Below are 20,494 nucleotides of genomic sequence, written 5' to 3' on the forward strand. Positions count from 1 at the left end.
GATACAGCAACAAAAAGAGCCCCGAAGGGCTCTTTTTTTATGCGCGAAATACCCGCGTTTGTCAGATTCGTCCGCTGAGCAGCAATTGCAACAGACCCGGACGGACCAGATTGGCGTACAGCTCGCCCATGCGCTGTGCATCCACCTGAAAACCTTCACGGATCCAGCGCATGATCACCATAAAAGAGGCACCGGCGATAAAGTCGACCACATAATTCATCAGCCCGGTGTCTTTGATCGGCAAATTGTGGGCCGTGATGTAGCGCTCCATGATGCGTCCCACATAGCGCTTGAACTCACTCAGGATCAGACCTTCAACATCAGCCTCAACCAATAGCTTCGCGTCATGGGCGTGCTCTGACCACTGACGGAACATGATCTCCGCAATGATAGGGTCGGCATTGGTCGACTTGGTCAGGTAGTCGTCCACCTGCTCGTAGAACTGCATGAACATGCTCTCGATGTAGCCTTTCAGCAGATCGTCCTTCGAGCGGTAGTGCAGGTAGAAGGTCGGACGGGCAACACCGGATCGCTCACAGATATGAGCAACCGAAATCTTGGCATACGGTGTTTCCGCCATCAGCTCGAGCAGGGTGCTCATCAGCAGACGACGTGAGCGCTCGACGCGCTTGTCGGTTTCTTTGTTCATGAGTGGTGTGTTCACCGGCTCCCGCACAGGCGATGATTATTTCAGAACTCGGCCGGGGCATATTATAGACAAACGTCTATTTATGAAACAGGACGATGCAGGGCATCCAGAAAGCCGGGCTGGGTGAGCTGCGAAAACAGCGCCGCCAGCTGAGCTTCCGGATAACGGAAGTCGCCAGTCACCCAGCGCTCGAGTACCAGCCAGGAGGCACCCGCAAGATAATCCACCATAAAGCCCAGACGCTCGGCATCTTTCACCGGCAAGCCATGACTGCGCACATACAAGCCCATCACGCGGGCAATGTAGGAACGAAAGCGCCTGATGAGCAGATCATCCACCCGTGCGCGGAACACCAGCCGGGCAAAATCCGCCTGTGCCCGCCACTGGGCAAACAACGCGATGCTGATGTCGGAATCCGGATTGACGGTGCTGGCGATACGCTCCGCAATGTCGCTGTAAAACGCGTCAAACATGTCATCGACGTAGTCCAGCAGCAGCTCGTCACGCCCGGAGAAATACTGATAGAAGGTCTGCCGTGAAATACCGGCGTCGGCGGCCAGATTACTGACCGTGATGCGCTGCCATTCATCCTGCGCCATGCGCGCCAGCAGAGCCTGCCGTAAACGCAGCACGATATCGGAATGCCCGTCCGTCATGGTGTGTCCTTCTGTGGATTCTTCACGCATGCTGCCCGGATCACAGACATAAAAAAACCGCCCGCAGGCGGTTTTTTTATCGTCGGGCCATTAAGCCGTCAGGAACTGATCATCGCTCAGTTCGTACAGCGGCTCAGCACCACCTTTCACGGCAGCAGACAGACCAATGTAACGTGGCAGCAGACGCTTCATGTAGAAACGCGCAGTGCCCACTTTGGCACTGTAGAAGCCAGAACCGTCTTCGCCTTTCGCCAGAGCAACAACCGCCATTTTGGCCCATACGAAGGCCAGAGCGGTGTAACCGAACACGTGCAGGTACTCAACAGACGCAGCACCGATTTCATTCGGGTTGCCAGCAGCCTGATCCAGAACCCACTGGGTCAGATCGTTCAGATTTTCCAGCGCGGCTTTCAGCGGCTCGATGAACTCAGCAGCCGCTTCGTTGCCTGCTTGGTCAGCGATGAAGGCATTGATGTCAGCTTCGAACAGCTTGTAGAACGCGCCGTTGTTGGCAGCGATCTTACGGCCGATCAGGTCCAGAGACTGAATGCCGTTGGTGCCTTCGTAGATCTGGGTGATACGGATGTCACGAACGTACTGTTCCTGACCCCATTCACGGATGAAACCGTGACCACCGAATACCTGCTGACCGGCAATGGCAGATTCCAGAGCGTTGTCAGTCAGGAAAGCTTTGGCAACCGGCGTCAGCAGAGCCAGCATCGCATCGGCGTGCTGCTTCTCTTCGGCGTTGTCAGAGAACTTGGCGATGTCCAGCCACTTGGCGACGTAAGTAGAGAACGCACGGCCACCTTCAGTCAGGGCACGCATGGTCATCAGCATACGACGCACGTCCGGGTGAACGATGATCGGGTCAGCGGCTTTGTCTTTGGCCACAGCACCGGTCGGCGCACGGCTCTGGATACGGTCACGGGCGTATTCAACGGCGTTCTGGTAAGAAGCCTCGGCCGCACCGATACCCTGGATACCCACGCCCAGACGTTCGTAGTTCATCATGGTGAACATACACGCCAGACCTTTGTTCTCTTCACCGATCAGCCAGCCTTTGGCGCCGTCGAAGTTCATTACACAGGTAGCAGAACCTTTGATGCCCATTTTGTGTTCGATAGAACCACAGGACATTGGGTTACGCTCGCCCAGAGAACCATCTTCGTTCACCAGGAACTTAGGCACCAGGAACAGGGAAATACCCTTAGGACCGGCTGGCGCATCCGGCAGCTTGGCCAGCACCAGGTGGATGATGTTCTCCGCCATGTCGTGCTCACCCCACGTGATGAAGATCTTGGTGCCGGAGATGTTGTAAGAACCGTCAGCCTGTGGCTCAGCCTTGGTACGGATGATACCCAGGTCTGTACCTGCATGAGGCTCGGTCAGGTCCATCGCGCCAGACCATACACCGGAGTACATGTTTGGCAGATATTTTTCTTTCAGTTCCTGAGAACCGTGAGCGTTCAGGGACAGACACGCACCGGCAGTCAGCATTGGCGCCAGACCGAAGGACATGTTGGCGCCCTGCACCATCTCTTCAATCTGACCAACCAGCGTCTTTGGCATGCCCATGCCGCCGAAATCCGGGTTACCGCCCAGACCGTTCAGACCCGCTTCAACGTAAGTCTGGTACGCTTCTTTGAAACCAGGGGCCGCAGTCACTTCGCCGTCTTTCCAGGTGGAACCCACTTCATCACCGTTACGGTTGATCGGGGCCAGAACCTGACTGGCGATCTTGCCACATTCTTCCAGAATGGCTTCTGCGGTTTCGGTGTCCACTGCACCCTGCAGACCAGCCAGGGATGCCCACAGCTTGTCAGCTTCGAAAACTTCGTTGAGCACAAAGCGCATGTCGCGCAGTGGAGCCTTATATTCTGCCATGTTTCACCTCTTGTTTAGTTAGGCGTATTCCCCGGTACTCTCACCTACCCGGGCGGAAAACGCCGCTATTGTACTTACTCAGCCTGACTTGCCCAGCCCTGAATACGAAAAAACCGCGCCGGGGCGCGGTTTTTACAGTTATGCCCTAAGCATAAATGACAGTCTGAAATCAGAACGCGAAGTGTTCTTCAGCCAGATCCATCACAGTGTTCGCGCCGGCAACCATAGAAGCCGCGTGGCCTTTGGTGCGTGGCAGAACACGTGCAAAGTAGAACTTGGCAGTTGCCAGTTTCGCTTTGTAGTAGTCTTCTTCAGAAGTGCCGTTCGCCAGTGCATCCTGAGCGATCTTGGCCATACGGGCCCACAGGAACGCCAGAGTCACGTAACCTGAGTACATCAGGTAATCAACGGAAGCAGAACCGACTTCTTCGCGGTCTTTCATAGCGGCCATACCAATCTTCATGGTCAGATCGCCCCATTCTTTGTTCAGTTCAACCAGTGGTTTCACCAGGTGAGCCAGACCTTCGTTACCTTCTTCAGACTGACAGAACTTGTGGATCTGCTTGGTGAAGTTACGCAGGGAAGCACCCTGAGTCATCAGCACTTTACGACCCAGCAGGTCGAGTGCCTGGATACCGGTAGTACCTTCATAGATACAGGCGATCTTGGTGTCACGAACCAGCTGTTCCATGCCCCACTCGGCGATGAAACCGTGGCCACCGAATACCTGAACACCCAGGTTGGTCGATTCGTAACCCACTTCGGTAAGGAAGGCTTTGGCGATTGGAGTCAGGAAGCCCAGCAGCTCATCAGCCGCTTTGCGTGCTTCTTCGTCTTCCGCTTTCTTAACGATGTCGTTCTGCTGTGCAGCCAGGTAAACCAGTGCACGACCACCTTCTGCGAAGGCTTTCTGGGTCAGCAGCATACGACGTACGTCCGGATGAACGATGATCGGGTCAGCCGCTTTCTCTGGTGCTTTAGGACCAGTCAGGGAACGCATCGCCAGACGGTCTTTGGCGTAGGCCAGAGCGCCCTGGAAAGACGCTTCAGCAGCGGTAGCACCCTGCAGAGCGGTACCGATACGGGCAGTGTTCATGAAGGTGAACATGCAGTTCAGACCTTTGTTTTCTGGTCCGATCAGCCAGCCTTTGGCGCCGTCGAAGTTCATCACACAGGTCGCGTTACCGTGGATACCCATTTTGTGTTCGATAGAACCACAGGTAACCGCGTTGCGCTCGCCAACAGAACCGTCAGCGTTTGGCAGGAACTTAGGAACGATGAACAGAGAGATACCTTTAGTACCTTCTGGAGCGCCTGGCAGACGAGCCAGAACGATGTGAACAATGTTGTCCACCATGTCGTGTTCACCGGCAGAGATGAAGATCTTGGTGCCGGAGATAGAGTAAGAACCATCAGCGTTGGCTTCGGCCTTGGACTTCAGGATACCCAGGTCGGAACCACAGTGTGGTTCAGTCAGACACATGGTACCGGTCCACTCACCGGAAACCAGCTTGGTCAGGTAAACGTGTTTCTGTTCTTCGGTGCCGTGCAGGTCGATGGTGTTCATCGCGCCGTGAGACAGACCTGGGTACATGCCCCATGACCAGTTGGAAGAACCAACCATCTCGGACATAACAGTGCCCAGAGATTCTGGCAGGCCCTGACCGCCGTGAGCTTCGTCATGAGCCAGTGAAGGCCAGCCGCCTTCTACGAATTTTGCGTAAGCTTCTTTGAAACCGGTCGGAGTGGTTACAGAACCATCTTCATGACGGGTACAGCCTTCGATATCACCAACACGGTTCAGCGGGGCCAGTTCCTGTTCGCAGAACTTAGCACCTTCGGTGATGATCGCATCGATCATGTCAGGAGTTGCTACTTCAGCATAAGCCGGGATGCTGGCGTAGTGGCCTGGCATATCCAGCAGTTCGTTCATTACGAACTTAATTTCACGCAGGGGAGCCTTATAAGCTGGCATAGGGATGACCTCGTTGCCTGTTGTGTTCTTGCAGCCTGAGCCGCTGTTGATGTAGGGCAGAACATCTGCCAATTCAAACAAGTGTTTGAAACATACGTTCGCCACCCGATCTTGTCAAGTCTGTGACAGTGCTGTTGCGACCTGCCAAACCTGAACACACTTTCCGACAGACGTAAAAAAACCGGCATAAGCCGGTTTCAGATCTCAGATTAGCCGATCAGGCCATATCATCCAGCAGCTGGCCAGCATTGACAGGCGCCGGCAGGCTGATGCGCAGTAATACCTCGTTGATGCGGCGCAGTTTGGCGTTGTATTCCGCCAGACGCTCAGCAGCGCTCACAGCCTGCTCTTCCGCGTCCTTTTCTTCCGCTTCTTTCTGTTCTTTCTTGGCGGCTTCGAGATCGGCTTTTACGCCGGCCCGCTCGGCTTCCAGACGGGCAACTTCTTCACGCTGCTGATTGCGTTGTTCATCGGCAATTTCGGTCAGCGCTTTGGCCGCCAGCTGACCCGCTTTTGCTGCCACCTGACGATCCTGATCGGAAGGCTCGGCCGGTGCGAGCGCCGCGCGCTGCAGCTGCTCCATCTTATTGGCCGTCGCCTGCGGATCACCGGACACTTCAGACAGATCGGCATTCACCTCGCCACCCACCGCGTAACGGACGCCATCAGGACCGGTCTGGTAACTGAAGGAGGCGTTACCTGTATGCTGGCCACCCACACTGCTGTGGGCCTGCTCATGCGCACGCACTTCCTGATCCCGCTGCTTCAGATCCTGCACCAGCTGAACGTCTTCATCAGACAGCGAAGTCTCAGTGTCCTGAGTTGAATTGCTGCTCGTTGTAGCCTGACTCTGCTGGCGGGACAGCTTGCGCTGCACCGGTGAATAGAGATCCTGTGTTTCGGATTTATACGCGATCGACACTTCGTCGACCGGAGCGAAGGTGCCGGAGGACGCCAGTTCACCCTGCTTTCCGAGCAGCTGCGGCACCGCCCCAGGCGAGGCTGGAGCAGAGGCAACGGAAACGGTACTGACGCTGTTTACTTGCATAATTCATCAGGCCTGAATATCAATCAGGCTCCCCAAGGCTTTGTCCTGAGCTTCAACCACTTTGGCGCCGGCTTTCACCGAGTTTTCGCCCTCGCGCATTTCAACCAGAGCGGACGATGTTTCACCCACGCCTTCAACCGGGCGACTGGTCGTGGCATCCACGACATCCTGCGCAGCGCGGTTGACCCGGCTGACGCCCTGATCAATGGCGTAAGAACCAGCGGTAAAGGCTGAACCAGTCGTGGATCCAATGTTCATAACCACCTCTTCACGGTCTTTTGGCTATTGATCACAATTTAATCAAACCCAAGCAATTTATCCAGCAAGAAACGCAGGGTTATTAGACAGTTTCGTTATATTCAGAAGGCCATTGCGTTGTAAAACAACGTTTGTTCAGTATTCGGTGTTTTTACGGCCGGTTTAGCGGCTGCGATGGCCTCTGAGTTGATGCCCAAACGGGCAAACAGCCTCTGATCCCGGCTGGCTTCCGGATTCGGTGTGGTCAGCAGGCACTCTCCGTAAAAAAGCGAGTTGGCACCGGCAAAGAAACACATGGCCTGCATTTCGTCTGACATTGCTTCGCGTCCTGCGCTGAGGCGCACGTACGAAGCTGGCATCAGAATCCGGGCGACCGCAATAACGCGGACAAAGTCGAGCGGATCCAGCGACTCTCCATCTGCCAGCGGCGTACCCGGCACGCGTACGAGCTGATTGATGGGGACAGAATCCGGATGCGGATTCAGCGTCGCCAGCGATTGCAGCAGGCCAGCGCGGTCCTTCTGGCTTTCGCCCATCCCAAGAATGCCGCCAGAACAGACTTTCATGCCAGCCTTGCGCACGTAATCCAGAGTTTCCAGACGATCCGTAAACGTCCGCGTGGTGATGATCTCGCCGTAATATTCCGGCGAGGTATCAAGGTTGTGGTTGTAATAATCCAGCCCGGCATCCGCCAGCTGACCAGCCTGTTGCGCATCCAGCATGCCCAGCGTCATGCAGGTCTCCAGTCCCATGGCTTTGACCCCGCGCACCATGGCCAGCACATAGGGCATGTCGCGGTGAGAAGGTGAACGCCAGGCCGCACCCATACAGAAACGTTCAGCGCCGGAGGCCTTGGCGGCCCGGGCCTTTTCCAGCACAGCATCCACTTCCATCAGCCGTTCACGCTCAAGGCCGGTGTTGTAATGAGCGCTCTGCGGGCAATAGGCACAGTCTTCAGGGCAGGCACCGGTTTTGATCGACAACAGCGTGCTGACCTGAACCCGGTTCGGATCGAAGTAACGGCGGTGCGTCGACTGCGCCCGGAACAGCAGATCATTGAGCGGCAGCGCTAACAAGGCGCTGACTTCCTCCCGGCTCCAGTCATGCCGTACTTCATTCTGAAATTCCTGCGACTGCATCATGGCTATTCCCGCCCACTTATTACACTTGATGAATCGCGATCATAGAGAGCAGCGCTATGCGGTCAAATCTGCGCCAGACGCTCGTAAACTGCCGGCGATTATTCAGCCATTGGTCAGCTTCCGGCATGGTGTGCGAGCTTTGTCTCGAGGGCGCCGACAATAGCGGCTTCCTCTGTACAGCTTGTCGTGCCAAACTGCCACGCCCGGTCTTTTGTTGTTCACAATGCGCCGAGCCCATGGCGGAGCCCGGACGTTGTGGCCGCTGCCAGAGCCATCCCCCGGCGTTTGATTACTGTCACAGCCCGCTGCTTTATTCCCACCCGATTGCCGGCTGGATAAGAGCCATCAAGGACGACCAGCAACTGAACTGGATTCACCGGCTGCTCTGGCTGATGCTGCAGGAGCCGCCACTGAATCTGGATAATATCGACGCTCTTGTCGTGATGCCTTCCTCGCGCCGCCGCCTGATTACACGCGGTTATAACGTCGCAGGCATGCTGGCTGACCGCCTCAGCCAGCACTACGGAAAGCCCCTTATTCTCCATGCGCTGCACAAACGGCACACCACCGATCAGCGTGGCCTGAGCGCCAAAGAACGTCACCGGAATCAGAAACGGGCAATGAATGGCAACCAGCTGGATTTAAGCGGACAACACCTCCTGCTGATTGACGATGTTATGACCACAGGCGCTACGGCGGGCGCAGCTGCAAACGCACTGAAGAAGCAAGGCGCCAGCATAGTGGGTATCTGGGTACTGGCCAGAACACCTGCGCATTAGCACCCCGGCAAGGCTGAAGGCATAATGCGCGGATTCTTTCTCAGGCAGCGTCGATATGTCAGCAGGTCATCCTTACGAAAGCCTGACCCAGGAACGGGTCATGGATGCAGTCGAGCAGTTGGGTTACGTCTGTGACGCACGGGTGTTTCCGCTCAACAGTTACGAAAACCGCGTCTATCAGATTGGCATCGAGGACATTCAGCCCATCATAGGTAAGTTTTACCGCCCTGGTCGCTGGTCGGAAGCGGCTATTCAGGAGGAGCACGATTTTCTGAGTGATCTGACGGCGGCGGATTTGCCCGTTGTCGCACCGTTGGCCATTGAGAATAAAACGCTGTTTTTTAATGATCCGTTTTATTTCGCCCTGTTCCCACGCCGCGGCGGTCATGCGCCTGAATTATCGAGTGACGATGATCTGGAGCTGATCGGTCGTTGGCTGGCACGCCTGCACCAGTGCGGCGCCGAAAAATCCTTTGCTCACCGTCCAACCATAAAGCCAGCGGCCGACATTGCTGCCGCTGCTGAGATTATTTTGTCAGGCAGTATTATTCCGGAAGACTACCGCAGTAATTATCAAGCTCTGACGCAGGATCTGATCCGCCTGAGTGAGCAACGATATCAGGGCAATGCGGCTCAGTACCTGCGTCTGCACGGTGATCTGCACACCGGCAACTTATTATTGCGTGACGAAACCCTGTACATGGTCGACTTCGACGACTGCGTACAAGGGCCCGCAATGCAGGACATCTGGATGCTGCTCAGCGGACGTGAAGAGGAACAACGCCAGCAATTACTGGTCATTAAAGAAGGCTACGAAATGTTCCGGCCATTTCCGGCACAGGAACTGCCGATGATCGAAGTGCTGAGAACACGGCGTATCGTTCATCACGCGGCCTGGCTGTGCAGTCGCTGGGACGACCCGGCCTTTCCGGCGGCGTTCCCTTGGCTGGACGGGCACAGATTCTGGTCGGATCACATTTTACATTTACGCGAGCAGGTTGCCGCGCTGCACGAAGACCCTATCGAACTCCCCTATTTCTGATCACCATAATTAAGAGGATTTTATTATGCGTACAATTTTACCGGTAAGCACTGCTCTGGCCCTGATGGCATCTGCCAGCGCATTTGCGGAGCCGTCGTTTGATGTCTCCAAGCTGTATATCGGCGGCAGCGTGTCCCACAACGTTGTGGACTCACCCTTTGGTGGCAGCAGTGTTGATGCCCCCGGTGTTTCGGTATTTGCTGGCTACGAAATCCCGAATGACATTGCTCAGGTAGAAACGGCTATCGAAGTCGGCTACACGCAGACGGATGACTTCTTCAACGGTTCTAACAGCGACATCTCAGGCCTGTGGGTAGCGGGTGTTGCTCAGAAAGATCTGCCGGAAATCAGCCCGAATCTGTTTGGCATTGCCCGTTTCGGTCTGGATATCGGTGACGATGATGGCTTGTTGCTGGGCGCCGGCGCCGGCCTGCATCTGACGCCTGTCATTGATGCACGCGCTGAGTACATCAACAAAGATGCATCCTCTGTGTATCAAGCCAGTTTCATCGTGAAATTCTGATAGCAGAGAATAAAAAAAGGGGCCTGAGGCCCCTTTTTTATTTCCGGCTTCCGCTTAGCGGACACCCTCACGACGGAGAGCGGCCGGAGTATAGTCTGCCTGACTGCGTTCGAAGCCGAACTTGTAGGAAGACTCTTCTTCGTTATCCAGACCCAGAGCTAGGTAGCGGCCGGAGTTCAGATCGTACAGAGTTTCGATGGCGTACCAAGGCACCAGGTTATCGTAGTACATAACGTTGTGTGCTTCGGCTACACGCCACAGTTCACCGCGACCGTCGTAGTGGTCGATCTCAGTGGCCTGCCAGGTGTCTTCATCGATGAAGAACACACGCTTGGCGTAGATGTGACGCTTACCTTCTTTCAGGGTCGCAGTCACTTTCCACACGCGGTGCAGTTCGTAGCGGGTCATATCCTGATTGATGTGACCGGCTTTTACGATCTGATCGTATTTCAGTGACGGATCTTTCAGCTTGTAAGAGTTATACGGAATGTAGATCTCTTGCTTGCCTTCCAGTTTCCAGTCGTAACGATCTGGTGCACCGTTGTACATGTCGAAGTTATCGGACGTACGCAGACCATCGGCTGCGGTACCCGGACCATCGTAGGCAACCTGCGGAGCACGACGTACACGACGCTGACCAGCGTTGTACACCCAGGCTTTACGCGGCTCTTTTACCTGATCCAGTGTTTCATGAACCAGCAGTACGTTACCCGCCAGACGGGCTGGAGACAGTACGTCTTGCTTGAAGTAGAACAGCACGTTCTGGTCAGCATTCGGATCGAAATCTTTCAGCTTGTTGCGGAAGGTGAATTCATCCTGAAAACGAACAACTGTGAAGTCACCGTTGGTCTGTGGAGTCACCTGACCAACGATACGGCTTACGCTGCCGCCACGGTAACGCACGATGTGGTTCCAGATCGCTTCCAGACCGTTTTTCGGCATTGGGAACGGTACGCCTTCTACGTAGTTGGCCAGACCGTTACCGCCTTCCAGCAGTTTGGTGTTGGTCGCGTTCTTTTTGGTCTCGTCGTAGACGAACTGCGGGTAAGCAGCGGTACGACGGGATTCGTACACCGGCATTTTGTAGGTGTTCGGGTACTTGGCAAACATGGCTTTCTGACCATCGGTCAGGTTAGCCGCGTACTGCGTGTAGTTCTGACCTGTGATCACGAACTTCACTTTGTCGTCCGCAAACGGATTCACCGGCTTGTCGCCCGCTTTGTGGCCGGCTGGTGCTTTGGTCAGACCGCCAGTCCAGGCTGGAATGTCGCCTTTACCGGCCATTTCTGCGCCGATCGGGGTCAGTTCTTTACCCAGTTTGGCGGCTTCTGCCGGGCTCACTTCAGCGTTTGCTGCAGAGATCATCAGGGACAGCGCAATCGCGCCGCCCCAGGTTTTATAGTGTTTCTTCAACATGGTTCTAAAACCTCAGTAATTCTTATACGAGCCAGTGATCAGAACGAATATTTCGCAGACAGAGCAATGTTGTCGCGGTCAACCATCTGATTGTAGTCACCACCAGAGAAGTCAGTGTAGGTGATATCCACAGAAGTCTGGTTCAGGTACACGAAGCTTACGCCGATACCGGTCGTCAGACGGTCATCCAGGAACTGAGCACCTGGCTCAGGACCATTACCCTTGTCGTATGCAACAGACAGACTTGGAGTCACGTTCACACCTGCGAACGCGTTGTTGAAGTCCAGAGCCGCACGCAGACGGATACCACCAGACAGTTTGGTGGTGTAGCCTTCGTCATTACAGTAGTCGGTATTGGTGTTACGACTGCTGTTAGATGTTGAAGTACCCAGTGAACACATGTCAGTACCCGCTGGTACACCTGTCGGACGGAAGTCACCAACACCATCATTGTTACCAATACCGTATGCCCCAGATCTGCCATAACGCGCATCGTCTGTGCTAGGGAGATCAGGGATGTAAGTAGCACCAACCTCGCCTACCAGAGCGAGACGGTCTGCACCCAATACCCGGTCATAGAACTTGATGAAGGTCATCTGAGCCTGCCACATGTCAAACATGTCATAGCCTTCAGCGATTTCACCGTACAGAGCAGAAGCGTCTCCTGCTTCTTGTGCACGCTGATCATATAAGCGACTCCAAGGCACACCGTTACCAGCCAGAATCAGCTCAAATGCGTTCCACTGCAGCGGCATATCAGGCTTGTAGCTGACTTCACCAGAAATCGATGCACCACCTTCTGTACTGGTTGCGAAGCTTATACCCATCAGTTGCAGATCTTCCGGATACGCAATCTGATACAGCGGGCGATAAGTGTTGTAGGTCGCATCGGCATTTACAGAACGGTCATCACCACCGCCAAGAGCGCCAATGCGATCCTGATTCGTCACCGCACCGTTGATGTAAGGGAGGCGACTGTGAATGTTCATGTAGTAAAAGCCGAACTCGGTATCACCCAGTGCTTCAGAGTACCAACGCAATGCCAAACCGTACTGACCGGAATCTTTTGGTTGATCGTCCGGCAGACGCTCGGTAATTGGAGCAACACGGTCCGACAGAGGGACGCCAGCTTCAATTTCAGCGTCTCGGAACGCAAGAATATCGCGCTCATCCGCTTCACCACCCAGAATCACAGGACCACATCCATCGGCAACAAAGTCAACGGTGGAGAAAAAAGTGCCGCATGGGTCAGAACGGGTTTTTTCCCATTGAAGTTGGTAGAAAGCCTCCAGCGTCACATCGGAGCTCAGACCGACGGAGGTGTACACCATATTAACTGGCAGCAGGCCTTCTTTAACTTCCGCACCAGGCTTGCGGAACGCAGAGGCGTCCACGGGGTTAATGCTGTTAATACCGCCCTGAATGAAGGTGCTCTCACCCCAGCTCACAACCTGACGACCGACACGGATGTTGACCGGTGTGTCGCCCAGTTCGTAGTCGCCCCAAACGTACGCATCCAGCAATTCTGCGCCTTTACCCGCCGCAGCTTTGGTTGCGTCGTTAAGTTGTTTGAAATCGGTATCTTCGTCCATGATCGCCGTGTCGTAATAGGCGCGCGCACGGAAGAAACCACCATAGTTCAGGTAGTTTACTTCCAGATCGCCGCTCCACTTCACTACGTTGGTGTAGATATCACCCTTGCTGTAGTTCAGCGTACCGTCGTCATAGTTATACGAGGAACCGTAAGTGGTTTCGCCAATAGCATCACCGTTACCACCCATGATCTGACCTTGATCACGTTCAGATGTACGCCACGCGACACCGTAGCTGATGGTGTTATCCAGCTGAACCCCCAAATCGCCGAAGTTAAATTCAACAGCCTGCGCACTTAAGGAAGCTGCAGAAATCGCCAACGCTAACGGAATTTTACGCATCATCAGCCAGTTCTCTTTTTTTATACTCATATCTGACTCCAGAAAATATGTATCAACGCAAGTCAATGCGGGCTCCGGGCACATAGTCCCGGAGCAGAGATCAATCAATCATCAGTGGATAATTTAGTAGCATCGCCAACAAGCAGAGCCTCACCGTCTGAACCAAAAAATGAAGCAGCTTCTTTGACCATTTCAGCAAATACAGTAGGCGCGTCTGCCGATGCTACAGTGCCATGGGTTCCCTGATTAAACTTGCTGACGAGAAACAGTTTGGTATCAGCGTCAGCAACACTGCCGCTTACGGTGGTCAGTCCAAGCTGCGCGACCAGAGGATCTGTACCAGTCAGATAAGACTTGCCTGTTTCAACATCATTCAGCGCCGGATCAGCGTTGTTAGGGACCACGGTATCTGAAGGATAAATACCAGCACCAATCAGAGTGTCAGACAACCCTGTGTTTGGAATCGAATCACCAGAATCAGTGTTGCTGTCGAGCGCACCAACAGTACCGCCACCAACGATTTCATACATCAGAACAGGAGTACCTGTCGCCTTCAGCAGCGATGTGAAGTTCACCGGATCAACAGAATCGAGCGGAGCCTGGAAAACGCCAAAGAACTTTTCCAGATTGCTCATACCTTGGGTCAACCCAGCCGCCGCAGCCAGACCTGGCAAAATTTTGGCGGAGAAGGTTGGTGAATTCTCCAGCAGTTTAGGCAGCTGACCGCCCGGATGAGCAAAAATGGCAGCTTTAATCGGGTTCAGATCTTTAGACAGAATATTGGCATTGTTCGCAACGGCGTTATTCACCGCTACGTAGGTCATGCCGACAATCGCTCCTAAAGAGTGGCCTACGAAGTAGATGTTGTCTTCATCCAGATCGCCAACGCCATCGCCGTCAACATCGATATTTCCAATCGATGCATTGAGGTTCAACAGGTCCATAACCGACTGGCGCAGGTGATCACGCGTCTGCTGCATGTTGCTCAGATTGATATAAAAATCACCCGAGTTTCCGGACTCAGAACCCGTAACAAAACTCATGGCTACCGGCTGCTGCAGTGCATTCAGAGCCAGATTTTCATGCCGCTCTGCCAGACCAGTGTATGGATCATTCTCACCAGCAGCCTGTGCAACCGCAGCCAGAGTAGCTGCAAACGGGGTATTGGCCGGCGTTGTAGAATCCACGTAACCCGCTACGTTAAATGCATTAAATGCACTGTATCGTACCGCATTGCCATTACGATCAGTTGTTGCGGCATCGACACCATGCACAGGATGGTCAATAGCAACAGTAGCAAAACAACCGCTTGCAGGTGCAGCCATCTGGTTTGCAAAACCCAGAGAGCTGGTGCGATCAGTTGTAATACCATGCTGGAATATGATCGTTTTATACGGAGCAGAGCATGAACCATCGGTAGGGTAAGTAACGAGAACCGGAACTTTTACGTCTTCTACAAATTGCGCGAACGGGAAACGGTAAGTCACATTGCGGCTACCATCAGAGTCCTTCGGCGGCGTGGTGTCGTCTGCATTACCCAGTGCGCTATCAATAACCTCACCCACCAAGGTTGAACCAGTCCAGAAAGAACTTGAATCAACCGATGTACGCTCCATGAACTGAGGCAGAGTCAGCATGCCCTGCATGGTCGCCGTGCTGTTAGTTAAACCAAGCGCTGCGTTTGGAATAGTGACGACACTCTCACTCGCATCAGTGAAATCACCATCCAGATTTAGATCGGTACCGATAGGTAAAAAATCACGTGGAGCCGGACGGTGAGAAGCATCTTTTAGCAGGGCGCCAGCGCCATTCGCGGCAGTCGCGACAAGAGTGGCATTGTCTGTTGAGCTGGTGTATTGACCCAGAGCCTGAGCAATGTAGCCTTTCTGTGCGTCGTCCCATTCTGTAGGATCAAGCGAAATCTGCTTATCAGCGTAAGCAGCGTTCCAGTTGTTGATCGCACCAATAATGGTTGCATTACTGGCAGCAATTCCAGTGGCTGCAGTTTTCGCTGCACCGCCATTGATGATGGCTTTTGCCAAAGTATTGGAAACCAGAGTTTTGTAAATAGCGTTCAGACGAATTTTAACCCGATCCGTCTCAACATCAGGATCCAGATCAACCCAACCTTCTGTCGCAGCATTCGCAGCATTGATTGCCAGCGCAGCACCCGCTACTAAAGCATCAATGCTGTCTTCCGGCAGCAGAGACTCCATACCAGCTGTGTTTTTCAGCAATCCGAACAGGTAGTTTTCCGGTGCAGCCATCGACAGCAATACATCTTCTTTAGCATCTGTTGTGAATGCGTAAGTGAGGATCAAATTTTGCTGCGTAATATTCCCACTGGAAACGCTTGCAAGGAATCCACCCGCCAGCTGCTCCCATGCCTGCACAGCAGTGCGAACAGGATCTAAAGAGCTTGACGGAAGCTCCAGATCACCAGTCAACAGCTCATACTCAGCAGAACCAGTAGCCGTTGTACCATCCGCACCTTTGATTCCGTTTGTCAGCGCAACGAGATACTTGGTTTTCGAGTCGAGTGGCTTAAGTGGCGAAATACGGATTGTTGGCGATGCGCCATTGTCCATTTCCACATAGTCAACGGTGTAGTCAACACCTGCAACTGGCTGAACAGCAGAGAACGGCACTCCATTAACAGCAGAACTGGCATTGACACTGCTTGCGATATCCAAAGCATCAACTGTTGAGTCGTCTGTGTTATTCAGCAGCTTAATCAGAAAAACGGTTTGCCCGGCAACCACTGTTGACGAATTCAGCGAAGCATTGAAAGGCAGATCAATGGTCGCAGTCGCTGAAAAGCCTGCCAGATCGTTGATCATAGTGGTCACAGGTGGTGCAGAATCCGTAACTGCTGCTGTGCCGTCAGTCGTTCCGGAAAACAGAAAATCGCTGTTCACGGGAAGATCTGCGTTACCGGCTGAAAAAATCGGAGAAACGCGACTTGCAGTTGTGCCTGGCTGACCAGATTCAACGGCTGTTAAATCGACATCGTCGTTGTACTTTTCAACGCTGCTGATGTTACAGCCGGCAAGGCCTGCTGTGGTGGCTGCGATGGCCAGACTGAGAAGGGTCTTCTTCACCATATTGCTACCTGTCTGTTTTTTTATGGTTATAAGGTCGCTTTGGGGGGTGCGCGAGACTCTCCCCGGCCCCAAAGAGATGCCCAAGACTATAATCTGGCGTGAGCGCACCCTCATCACTCCAAAGTATGATTCACTCCTGTTCGGTCACTCATTTTGTATCTGCGTGTAACACGACCTTGGTCGGAGGACACAGATTGTCTGGCAATCCGTCACAAGCATTGAACAGAAAAGCACGCGCTGTGATTCAGCCTGACATTCCACTAGAATATTGGGCCTTTTTGTAAACTGATTTCAGGAGACAGAACATGTCCAATCAGGATTCTGTAGTCATTGTGGCTGGCGTCCGCACCCCGATGGGCGGTTTTCAGGGCAGCCTTTCCAGCGTAAGCGCAACCGATCTGGGCGCACTGGCAATCGCGGAAGCGGTTAAGCGTGCTGGCATCGATGCCGCCGATGTTCAGGAAGTGATCATGGGCAACGTTCTGCCGGCCGGTCTGAAGCAAGGCCCTGCCCGTCAGGCTATGCGTAAAGCCGGTCTGCCGGATGCCACCGGTGCCACCACCATCAACAAACTGTGTGGTTCCGGCATGAAAGCCACCATGATGGCGCACGATGCGATCAAAGCAGGCTCTGTAGACATCGCAGTGTCCGGCGGCATGGAATCCATGTCGAATGCGCCATACGTTCTGGAAGGCGTACGCACTGGCTTCCGCATGGGCGCTGGCAGCGCTCCGCAGGACCACATGTTCCTCGACGGCCTGCAGGATGCCGAAACCGGCAAACTGATGGGCGCCTTCGCGCAGGAAATGTCGGACAAGAAAGGCTACACCCGTGAGCAGATGGACGAATACGCCATCCTGTCCCTGACCCGCGCCAAAGACGCCATCGAGAAGGGCCTGAATGCCGCTGAAATCGTGGCGGTGAAAGTGGTTTCCCGCAAAGGCGAAACTCTGGTTGAGCAGGACGAACAGCCGTTCAACGCCAACATTGAGAAGATCCCGACGCTGCGTCCGGCTTTCGCCAAAGACGGTACCATCACAGCGGCTAACGCCTCTTCCATTTCGGATGGCGCGTCTGCTCTGGTTCTGATGAGCGAAGCGGCTGCTTCCGCGAAAGGCGTTAAGCCACTCGCCCGTATCGTGGCCCACGCTACTCAGTCTCAGCATCCGTCTGAGTTCACTGTGGCACCAGTTGGCGCTATCGAAAAAGTACTGGCCAAAGCCGGCTGGAACAAAGACGACGTGGATCTGTTCGAGATCAACGAAGCCTTCGCCATGGTGGCCATGATGCCAATCGATGAACTGAAGCTGGATATCAGCAAAGTGAACATCTACGGCGGCGCCTGCGCTCAGGGCCACCCGGTCGGTTCTACCGGTTCACGCCTGATCGTGACCCTGATGAACGCGCTGAAAAACACCGGTGGTAAGAAAGGCGTTGCTGCTCTGTGTATCGGTGGTGGTGAAGCCACTGCGATGGCTATCGAACTGGTGTAATCACCATAGCGTTGTGGCTTACGCCTGACGCAAACAAAAACGGCCGATTCTGCGAAGTATCGGCCGTTTTTTTATTGCCGGAAGCTTGAAGCTTCTGGCTTCTGGCTTCTGGCTTCAGAAGACGATGGTTTTGTTGCCATGCAGAAGTACGCGATCCTCCAGATGACTGCGCACACCGCGCGCCAGCACCATCTTCTCCACGTCCTTACCCAGACGCACCATGTCTTCTACCGTGTCGTTGTGGCTGATGCGGATGACGTCCTGATCGATAATCGGGCCGGCATCCAGCTCAGAGGTCACATAATGACACGTGGCACCAATCAGTTTTACGCCGCGCTCGGCCGCCTGATGGTAAGGCTTGGCCCCCACGAACGACGGCAGGAAACTGTGGTGAATGTTAATCACCTGGCCGTGGTAACGGGTACACAGCTCCGGCGGAATGATCTGCATGTAGCGCGCAAGCACTATGGTGTCGGCTTTATGCTCTTCCACAATCGCATTCACACGGGCGAAGTGCTCTGCCTTGTTCGCCGGGTCTACCGGTACATGGAAGAACGGAATGCCATGCCACTCCACCAGTGAACGCAGGGTGTCGTGGTTGGAGATCACACACGGAATATCACAGCTCAGCTCTTTGCTGTGCCAGCGGTGCAGAAGATCGACCAGACAGTGGCTTTCCTTGCTGGCCATCAGAATCACTTTCTTCGGTACACTGGAATCATTCACATGCCAATCCATATCGAACTCGTCCGCGATCGGCGCAAACGCTTTCTTCAGCTCTTCCAGCCCAAACGGCAGGGAATTCGCACGGATGCAGTGGCGCATGAAAAAACGCCCACTGACAGGATCAGAATAATGATTGGCTTCCACAATCCAGCCACCATGGCCAGAGAAAAACTGGCCGACTTTGGCCACGATACCCACCCGGTCAGGGCAGGAAATGGTTAAACGGTACACTCGTTCCATAGAAATTCACTAATGGCAGCTTCGCACAACATTCTGGCCCGAGCGGCTATTGAAGCAGGCCGGCCAACATGTTCCACTGAAGCTCAATAATCATAAAAATCGGAGAGCGCTATGTTACTCCTAAGAGCCCTGCTTCTCACCCTGTTTGTCGGCGTATCCCTGCCATCACTGGCTGCCAATACTGAACAGAGTGTTTACGACCTGCGTACCGGCATTCAGATCGCGCTGCTCGATTTCTATCACTATCAGGCCGACGAAGGTAATCCCCAATTGCTGTCAGAGCTGAATCAGGTGATGACGCGCAACGACAGTCAGCGCGCCGCACTGCGCGCTGAGTTGCCATCCGGTTTCGTATCGCAGACCCAGAGTCTGGACAACGACTGGCAGCACTTCGCCGCCCTGATGAACCAGAACGTCGAAGAAATTAAGAAGAGTAATTTTCCCGAGCTTCAGGTTGTGACCATGATGCGCGAAGTGGCCGGCCGCATGATGGATAATCTGGATCAGATCAGTCAGTCGTTACGCGACAGCGGCGAAGTCAGCCTAGGTGAAGCCGACATCTGGGCCCGTCATCAGAAAGAACTGCTGCTGACCATCACCGAACGTTACCTTGAGCGCGCTGCTTCATCCATGGGCGCGCCACTGACCGTCAGCGACGTGACCATCAATGATCTGTGCCAGCAGTTTGCCAGCGGCCTCGATCGGGTGCAGGAGAAACGTCTGCCGGACACCGCTCAGGCTGCCATGGGAAAAATCCGCGGTCAGTGGCTGTTTATCAGCAAAGCAGCGAACGACACCGAAAGCCGTCTGGTGCCGTTTCTGGTGATGCGCTATACCAATGGCATCATTACCCAGCTGAATCAGATTGCCGGCCTCAGCTGAGCACCTCAAACACCAGACAAAACCCAAGCAGAAATCCCGGATAAAAATAAAGCGGCAAATGCCGCTTTATTTTTGCAATAAAATTCTGGGGTCCGGATAAGCCAGTTTACCCACACCAATCGCATCAGCGACATCCGTCACCGCCGAACTCAGAATTTTATCGGCTTCCACCGGCCCCAGCGATTCGCACAGGCCAATATAAATGAAGTTCAGCAGCTTTTTCAGATCACTGACCTGAATCGCGCTGACATCCAACGTTTTTCCCTGATCCCAGAGTGTAAAGGCATAAATAAAACCCTGCGCCAGTTGATTGCGGGCTGCCTGTTCAGCCGCGTAGTTTTTTACCGACCGGGCAGTATCCGAACGTAACTGGGCGAACAATTCCTTCAGCACCATACTGAAGGTCGGCGTCCAGTCAGCCACCTTTGGACGCGCAATCGCGAGCTCACCCGAGGCTTCCTGTTTATTCAGAAAATTCTGCATCGCGCGGATCGGATCATCTTTTAATGCCGCATTATTGCTCATCAGAATACCGATCAGCTGGCGATATAAAACAGACCGGTTCAGCGAAATTTCGGGAATATCGCGGCACTCCGATAAAAAGGCATTCAGCTCAAACTGAGATTTATCGGAGTAACCGTTCTGCCAGCGCCACATTGCCGCCCACAGATCATCACCATCCAGAAATTCAGAAAGAACCGTATAGACAGCCCTGCGTTTACCTTCTGCAGTCATCCGGT

17 protein-coding genes are annotated in these 20,494 nt (G+C 54.0%); 5 read left to right on the forward strand and 12 right to left on the reverse strand.

Annotation, left to right across the window (positions count from 1 at the left end; translation table 11 throughout):
- Nucleotides 1-61 precede the first annotated feature (61 nt).
- The 7 genes from ACQUQU_RS12780 to bioB all read right to left on the reverse strand — a co-directional run bounded on the left by ACQUQU_RS12780 (nucleotide 62) and on the right by bioB (nucleotide 7,615).
- Nucleotides 62-649, reverse strand: coding sequence for a TetR/AcrR family transcriptional regulator (locus ACQUQU_RS12780; RefSeq protein WP_430460081.1), 588 nt, complete (start codon nucleotides 647-649; stop codon nucleotides 62-64).
- Nucleotides 650-729: 80 nt separating this feature from the next.
- Nucleotides 730-1,305: a TetR/AcrR family transcriptional regulator gene (locus tag ACQUQU_RS12785; RefSeq protein WP_430460082.1), complete on the reverse strand. Its 576-nt coding sequence runs from the start codon at nucleotides 1,303-1,305 to the stop codon at nucleotides 730-732.
- 90 nt (nucleotides 1,306-1,395) lie between these two features.
- Complete coding sequence (locus ACQUQU_RS12790; protein WP_430460083.1) at nucleotides 1,396-3,192, reverse strand: acyl-CoA dehydrogenase C-terminal domain-containing protein; 1,797 nt, start codon at nucleotides 3,190-3,192, stop codon at nucleotides 1,396-1,398.
- A gap of 169 nt (nucleotides 3,193-3,361) precedes the next feature.
- Nucleotides 3,362-5,167 carry an acyl-CoA dehydrogenase C-terminal domain-containing protein gene (locus tag ACQUQU_RS12795; RefSeq protein WP_430460084.1) on the reverse strand — a complete coding sequence of 602 codons (1,806 nt, stop codon included), beginning with the start codon at nucleotides 5,165-5,167 and terminating at the stop codon, nucleotides 3,362-3,364.
- Between the two features lie 217 nt (nucleotides 5,168-5,384).
- Nucleotides 5,385-6,215 carry a putative metalloprotease CJM1_0395 family protein gene (locus tag ACQUQU_RS12800; RefSeq protein ID WP_430460085.1) on the reverse strand — a complete coding sequence of 277 codons (831 nt, stop codon included), beginning with the start codon at nucleotides 6,213-6,215 and terminating at the stop codon, nucleotides 5,385-5,387.
- A gap of 6 nt (nucleotides 6,216-6,221) precedes the next feature.
- Nucleotides 6,222-6,473: a hypothetical protein gene (locus ACQUQU_RS12805; RefSeq protein ID WP_430460086.1), complete on the reverse strand. Its 252-nt coding sequence runs from the start codon at nucleotides 6,471-6,473 to the stop codon at nucleotides 6,222-6,224.
- 101 nt (nucleotides 6,474-6,574) lie between these two features.
- Nucleotides 6,575-7,615: a biotin synthase BioB gene (bioB, locus tag ACQUQU_RS12810; RefSeq protein ID WP_430460087.1), complete on the reverse strand. Its 1,041-nt coding sequence runs from the start codon at nucleotides 7,613-7,615 to the stop codon at nucleotides 6,575-6,577.
- Nucleotides 7,616-7,851: 236 nt separating this feature from the next.
- Here bioB and ACQUQU_RS12815 point away from each other — a divergent pair, with 236 nt between their 5' ends.
- From ACQUQU_RS12815 to ACQUQU_RS12825, 3 genes are read left to right on the forward strand one after another with little or no spacing between them, the layout of a single operon-like run.
- A complete protein-coding gene (locus ACQUQU_RS12815) occupies nucleotides 7,852-8,394 on the forward strand; it encodes a ComF family protein (protein WP_430460088.1) in 543 nt (180 codons plus the stop codon).
- A gap of 55 nt (nucleotides 8,395-8,449) precedes the next feature.
- Nucleotides 8,450-9,436, forward strand: coding sequence for a serine/threonine protein kinase (locus ACQUQU_RS12820; protein WP_430460089.1), 987 nt, complete (start codon nucleotides 8,450-8,452; stop codon nucleotides 9,434-9,436).
- Between the two features lie 25 nt (nucleotides 9,437-9,461).
- On the forward strand, nucleotides 9,462-9,959 hold the full coding sequence (locus ACQUQU_RS12825; protein ID WP_430460090.1) for an outer membrane beta-barrel protein: 498 nt from the start codon (nucleotides 9,462-9,464) through the stop codon (nucleotides 9,957-9,959).
- Between the two features lie 54 nt (nucleotides 9,960-10,013).
- On the opposite strand, the gene ACQUQU_RS12830 is transcribed toward ACQUQU_RS12825, so the two are convergent.
- The 3 genes from ACQUQU_RS12830 to ACQUQU_RS12840 all read right to left on the reverse strand — a co-directional run bounded on the left by ACQUQU_RS12830 (nucleotide 10,014) and on the right by ACQUQU_RS12840 (nucleotide 16,413).
- The gene (locus ACQUQU_RS12830; protein ID WP_430460091.1) at nucleotides 10,014-11,375 is read right to left on the reverse strand and encodes a DUF1329 domain-containing protein; all 1,362 of its coding nucleotides are present in this window, start codon (nucleotides 11,373-11,375) and stop codon (nucleotides 10,014-10,016) included.
- Between the two features lie 38 nt (nucleotides 11,376-11,413).
- Nucleotides 11,414-13,339: a DUF1302 domain-containing protein gene (locus tag ACQUQU_RS12835; protein ID WP_430460092.1), complete on the reverse strand. Its 1,926-nt coding sequence runs from the start codon at nucleotides 13,337-13,339 to the stop codon at nucleotides 11,414-11,416.
- A gap of 74 nt (nucleotides 13,340-13,413) precedes the next feature.
- Nucleotides 13,414-16,413, reverse strand: coding sequence for a hypothetical protein (locus tag ACQUQU_RS12840; protein WP_430460093.1), 3,000 nt, complete (start codon nucleotides 16,411-16,413; stop codon nucleotides 13,414-13,416).
- 305 nt (nucleotides 16,414-16,718) lie between these two features.
- Between ACQUQU_RS12840 and ACQUQU_RS12845 the strand changes: the two genes are divergently transcribed.
- Nucleotides 16,719-17,906, forward strand: coding sequence for a thiolase family protein (locus ACQUQU_RS12845; RefSeq protein WP_430460094.1), 1,188 nt, complete (start codon nucleotides 16,719-16,721; stop codon nucleotides 17,904-17,906).
- 114 nt (nucleotides 17,907-18,020) lie between these two features.
- Here the strand turns inward: ACQUQU_RS12845 and purU are convergent, their stop codons facing one another.
- Nucleotides 18,021-18,872: a formyltetrahydrofolate deformylase gene (purU, locus tag ACQUQU_RS12850; protein ID WP_430460095.1), complete on the reverse strand. Its 852-nt coding sequence runs from the start codon at nucleotides 18,870-18,872 to the stop codon at nucleotides 18,021-18,023.
- A gap of 111 nt (nucleotides 18,873-18,983) precedes the next feature.
- On the opposite strand from purU, the gene ACQUQU_RS12855 reads away from it, so the two are divergent.
- The gene (locus ACQUQU_RS12855) at nucleotides 18,984-19,754 is read left to right on the forward strand and encodes a hypothetical protein (protein ID WP_430460096.1); all 771 of its coding nucleotides are present in this window, start codon (nucleotides 18,984-18,986) and stop codon (nucleotides 19,752-19,754) included.
- Nucleotides 19,755-19,820: 66 nt separating this feature from the next.
- Here the strand turns inward: ACQUQU_RS12855 and ACQUQU_RS12860 are convergent, their stop codons facing one another.
- Nucleotides 19,821-20,489 carry a hypothetical protein gene (locus ACQUQU_RS12860; protein ID WP_430460097.1) on the reverse strand — a complete coding sequence of 223 codons (669 nt, stop codon included), beginning with the start codon at nucleotides 20,487-20,489 and terminating at the stop codon, nucleotides 19,821-19,823.
- Nucleotides 20,490-20,494: the final 5 nt, after the last annotated feature.

It is taken from the genome of Thalassolituus sp. LLYu03, from assembly GCF_050507655.1.
In the GTDB taxonomy this organism is placed as follows: domain Bacteria; phylum Pseudomonadota; class Gammaproteobacteria; order Pseudomonadales; family Oceanobacteraceae; genus Venatoribacter.

Bases quoted from the DNA above. Each gene is read 5' to 3' on its own strand.
- purU (WP_430460095.1), bottom strand. From the start codon at position 18,872: ATGGAACGAGTGTACCGTTTAACCATTTCCTGCCCTGACCGGGTGGGT.
- ACQUQU_RS12795 (WP_430460084.1), bottom strand. From the start codon at position 5,167: ATGCCAGCTTATAAGGCTCCCCTGCGTGAAATTAAGTTCGTAATGAAC.
- ACQUQU_RS12815 (WP_430460088.1), top strand. From the start codon at position 7,852: ATGGCGGAGCCCGGACGTTGTGGCCGCTGCCAGAGCCATCCCCCGGCG.
- bioB (WP_430460087.1), bottom strand. From the start codon at position 7,615: ATGATGCAGTCGCAGGAATTTCAGAATGAAGTACGGCATGACTGGAGC.
- ACQUQU_RS12825 (WP_430460090.1), top strand. From the start codon at position 9,462: ATGCGTACAATTTTACCGGTAAGCACTGCTCTGGCCCTGATGGCATCT.
- ACQUQU_RS12805 (WP_430460086.1), bottom strand. From the start codon at position 6,473: ATGAACATTGGATCCACGACTGGTTCAGCCTTTACCGCTGGTTCTTAC.
- ACQUQU_RS12860 (WP_430460097.1), bottom strand. From the start codon at position 20,489: ATGACTGCAGAAGGTAAACGCAGGGCTGTCTATACGGTTCTTTCTGAA.
- ACQUQU_RS12790 (WP_430460083.1), bottom strand. From the start codon at position 3,192: ATGGCAGAATATAAGGCTCCACTGCGCGACATGCGCTTTGTGCTCAAC.
- ACQUQU_RS12840 (WP_430460093.1), bottom strand. From the start codon at position 16,413: ATGGTGAAGAAGACCCTTCTCAGTCTGGCCATCGCAGCCACCACAGCA.
- ACQUQU_RS12800 (WP_430460085.1), bottom strand. From the start codon at position 6,215: ATGCAAGTAAACAGCGTCAGTACCGTTTCCGTTGCCTCTGCTCCAGCC.
- ACQUQU_RS12835 (WP_430460092.1), bottom strand. From the start codon at position 13,339: ATGAGTATAAAAAAAGAGAACTGGCTGATGATGCGTAAAATTCCGTTA.
- ACQUQU_RS12845 (WP_430460094.1), top strand. From the start codon at position 16,719: ATGTCCAATCAGGATTCTGTAGTCATTGTGGCTGGCGTCCGCACCCCG.
- ACQUQU_RS12855 (WP_430460096.1), top strand. From the start codon at position 18,984: ATGTTACTCCTAAGAGCCCTGCTTCTCACCCTGTTTGTCGGCGTATCC.
- ACQUQU_RS12830 (WP_430460091.1), bottom strand. From the start codon at position 11,375: ATGTTGAAGAAACACTATAAAACCTGGGGCGGCGCGATTGCGCTGTCC.
- ACQUQU_RS12785 (WP_430460082.1), bottom strand. From the start codon at position 1,305: ATGACGGACGGGCATTCCGATATCGTGCTGCGTTTACGGCAGGCTCTG.
- ACQUQU_RS12780 (WP_430460081.1), bottom strand. From the start codon at position 649: ATGAACAAAGAAACCGACAAGCGCGTCGAGCGCTCACGTCGTCTGCTG.
- ACQUQU_RS12820 (WP_430460089.1), top strand. From the start codon at position 8,450: ATGTCAGCAGGTCATCCTTACGAAAGCCTGACCCAGGAACGGGTCATG.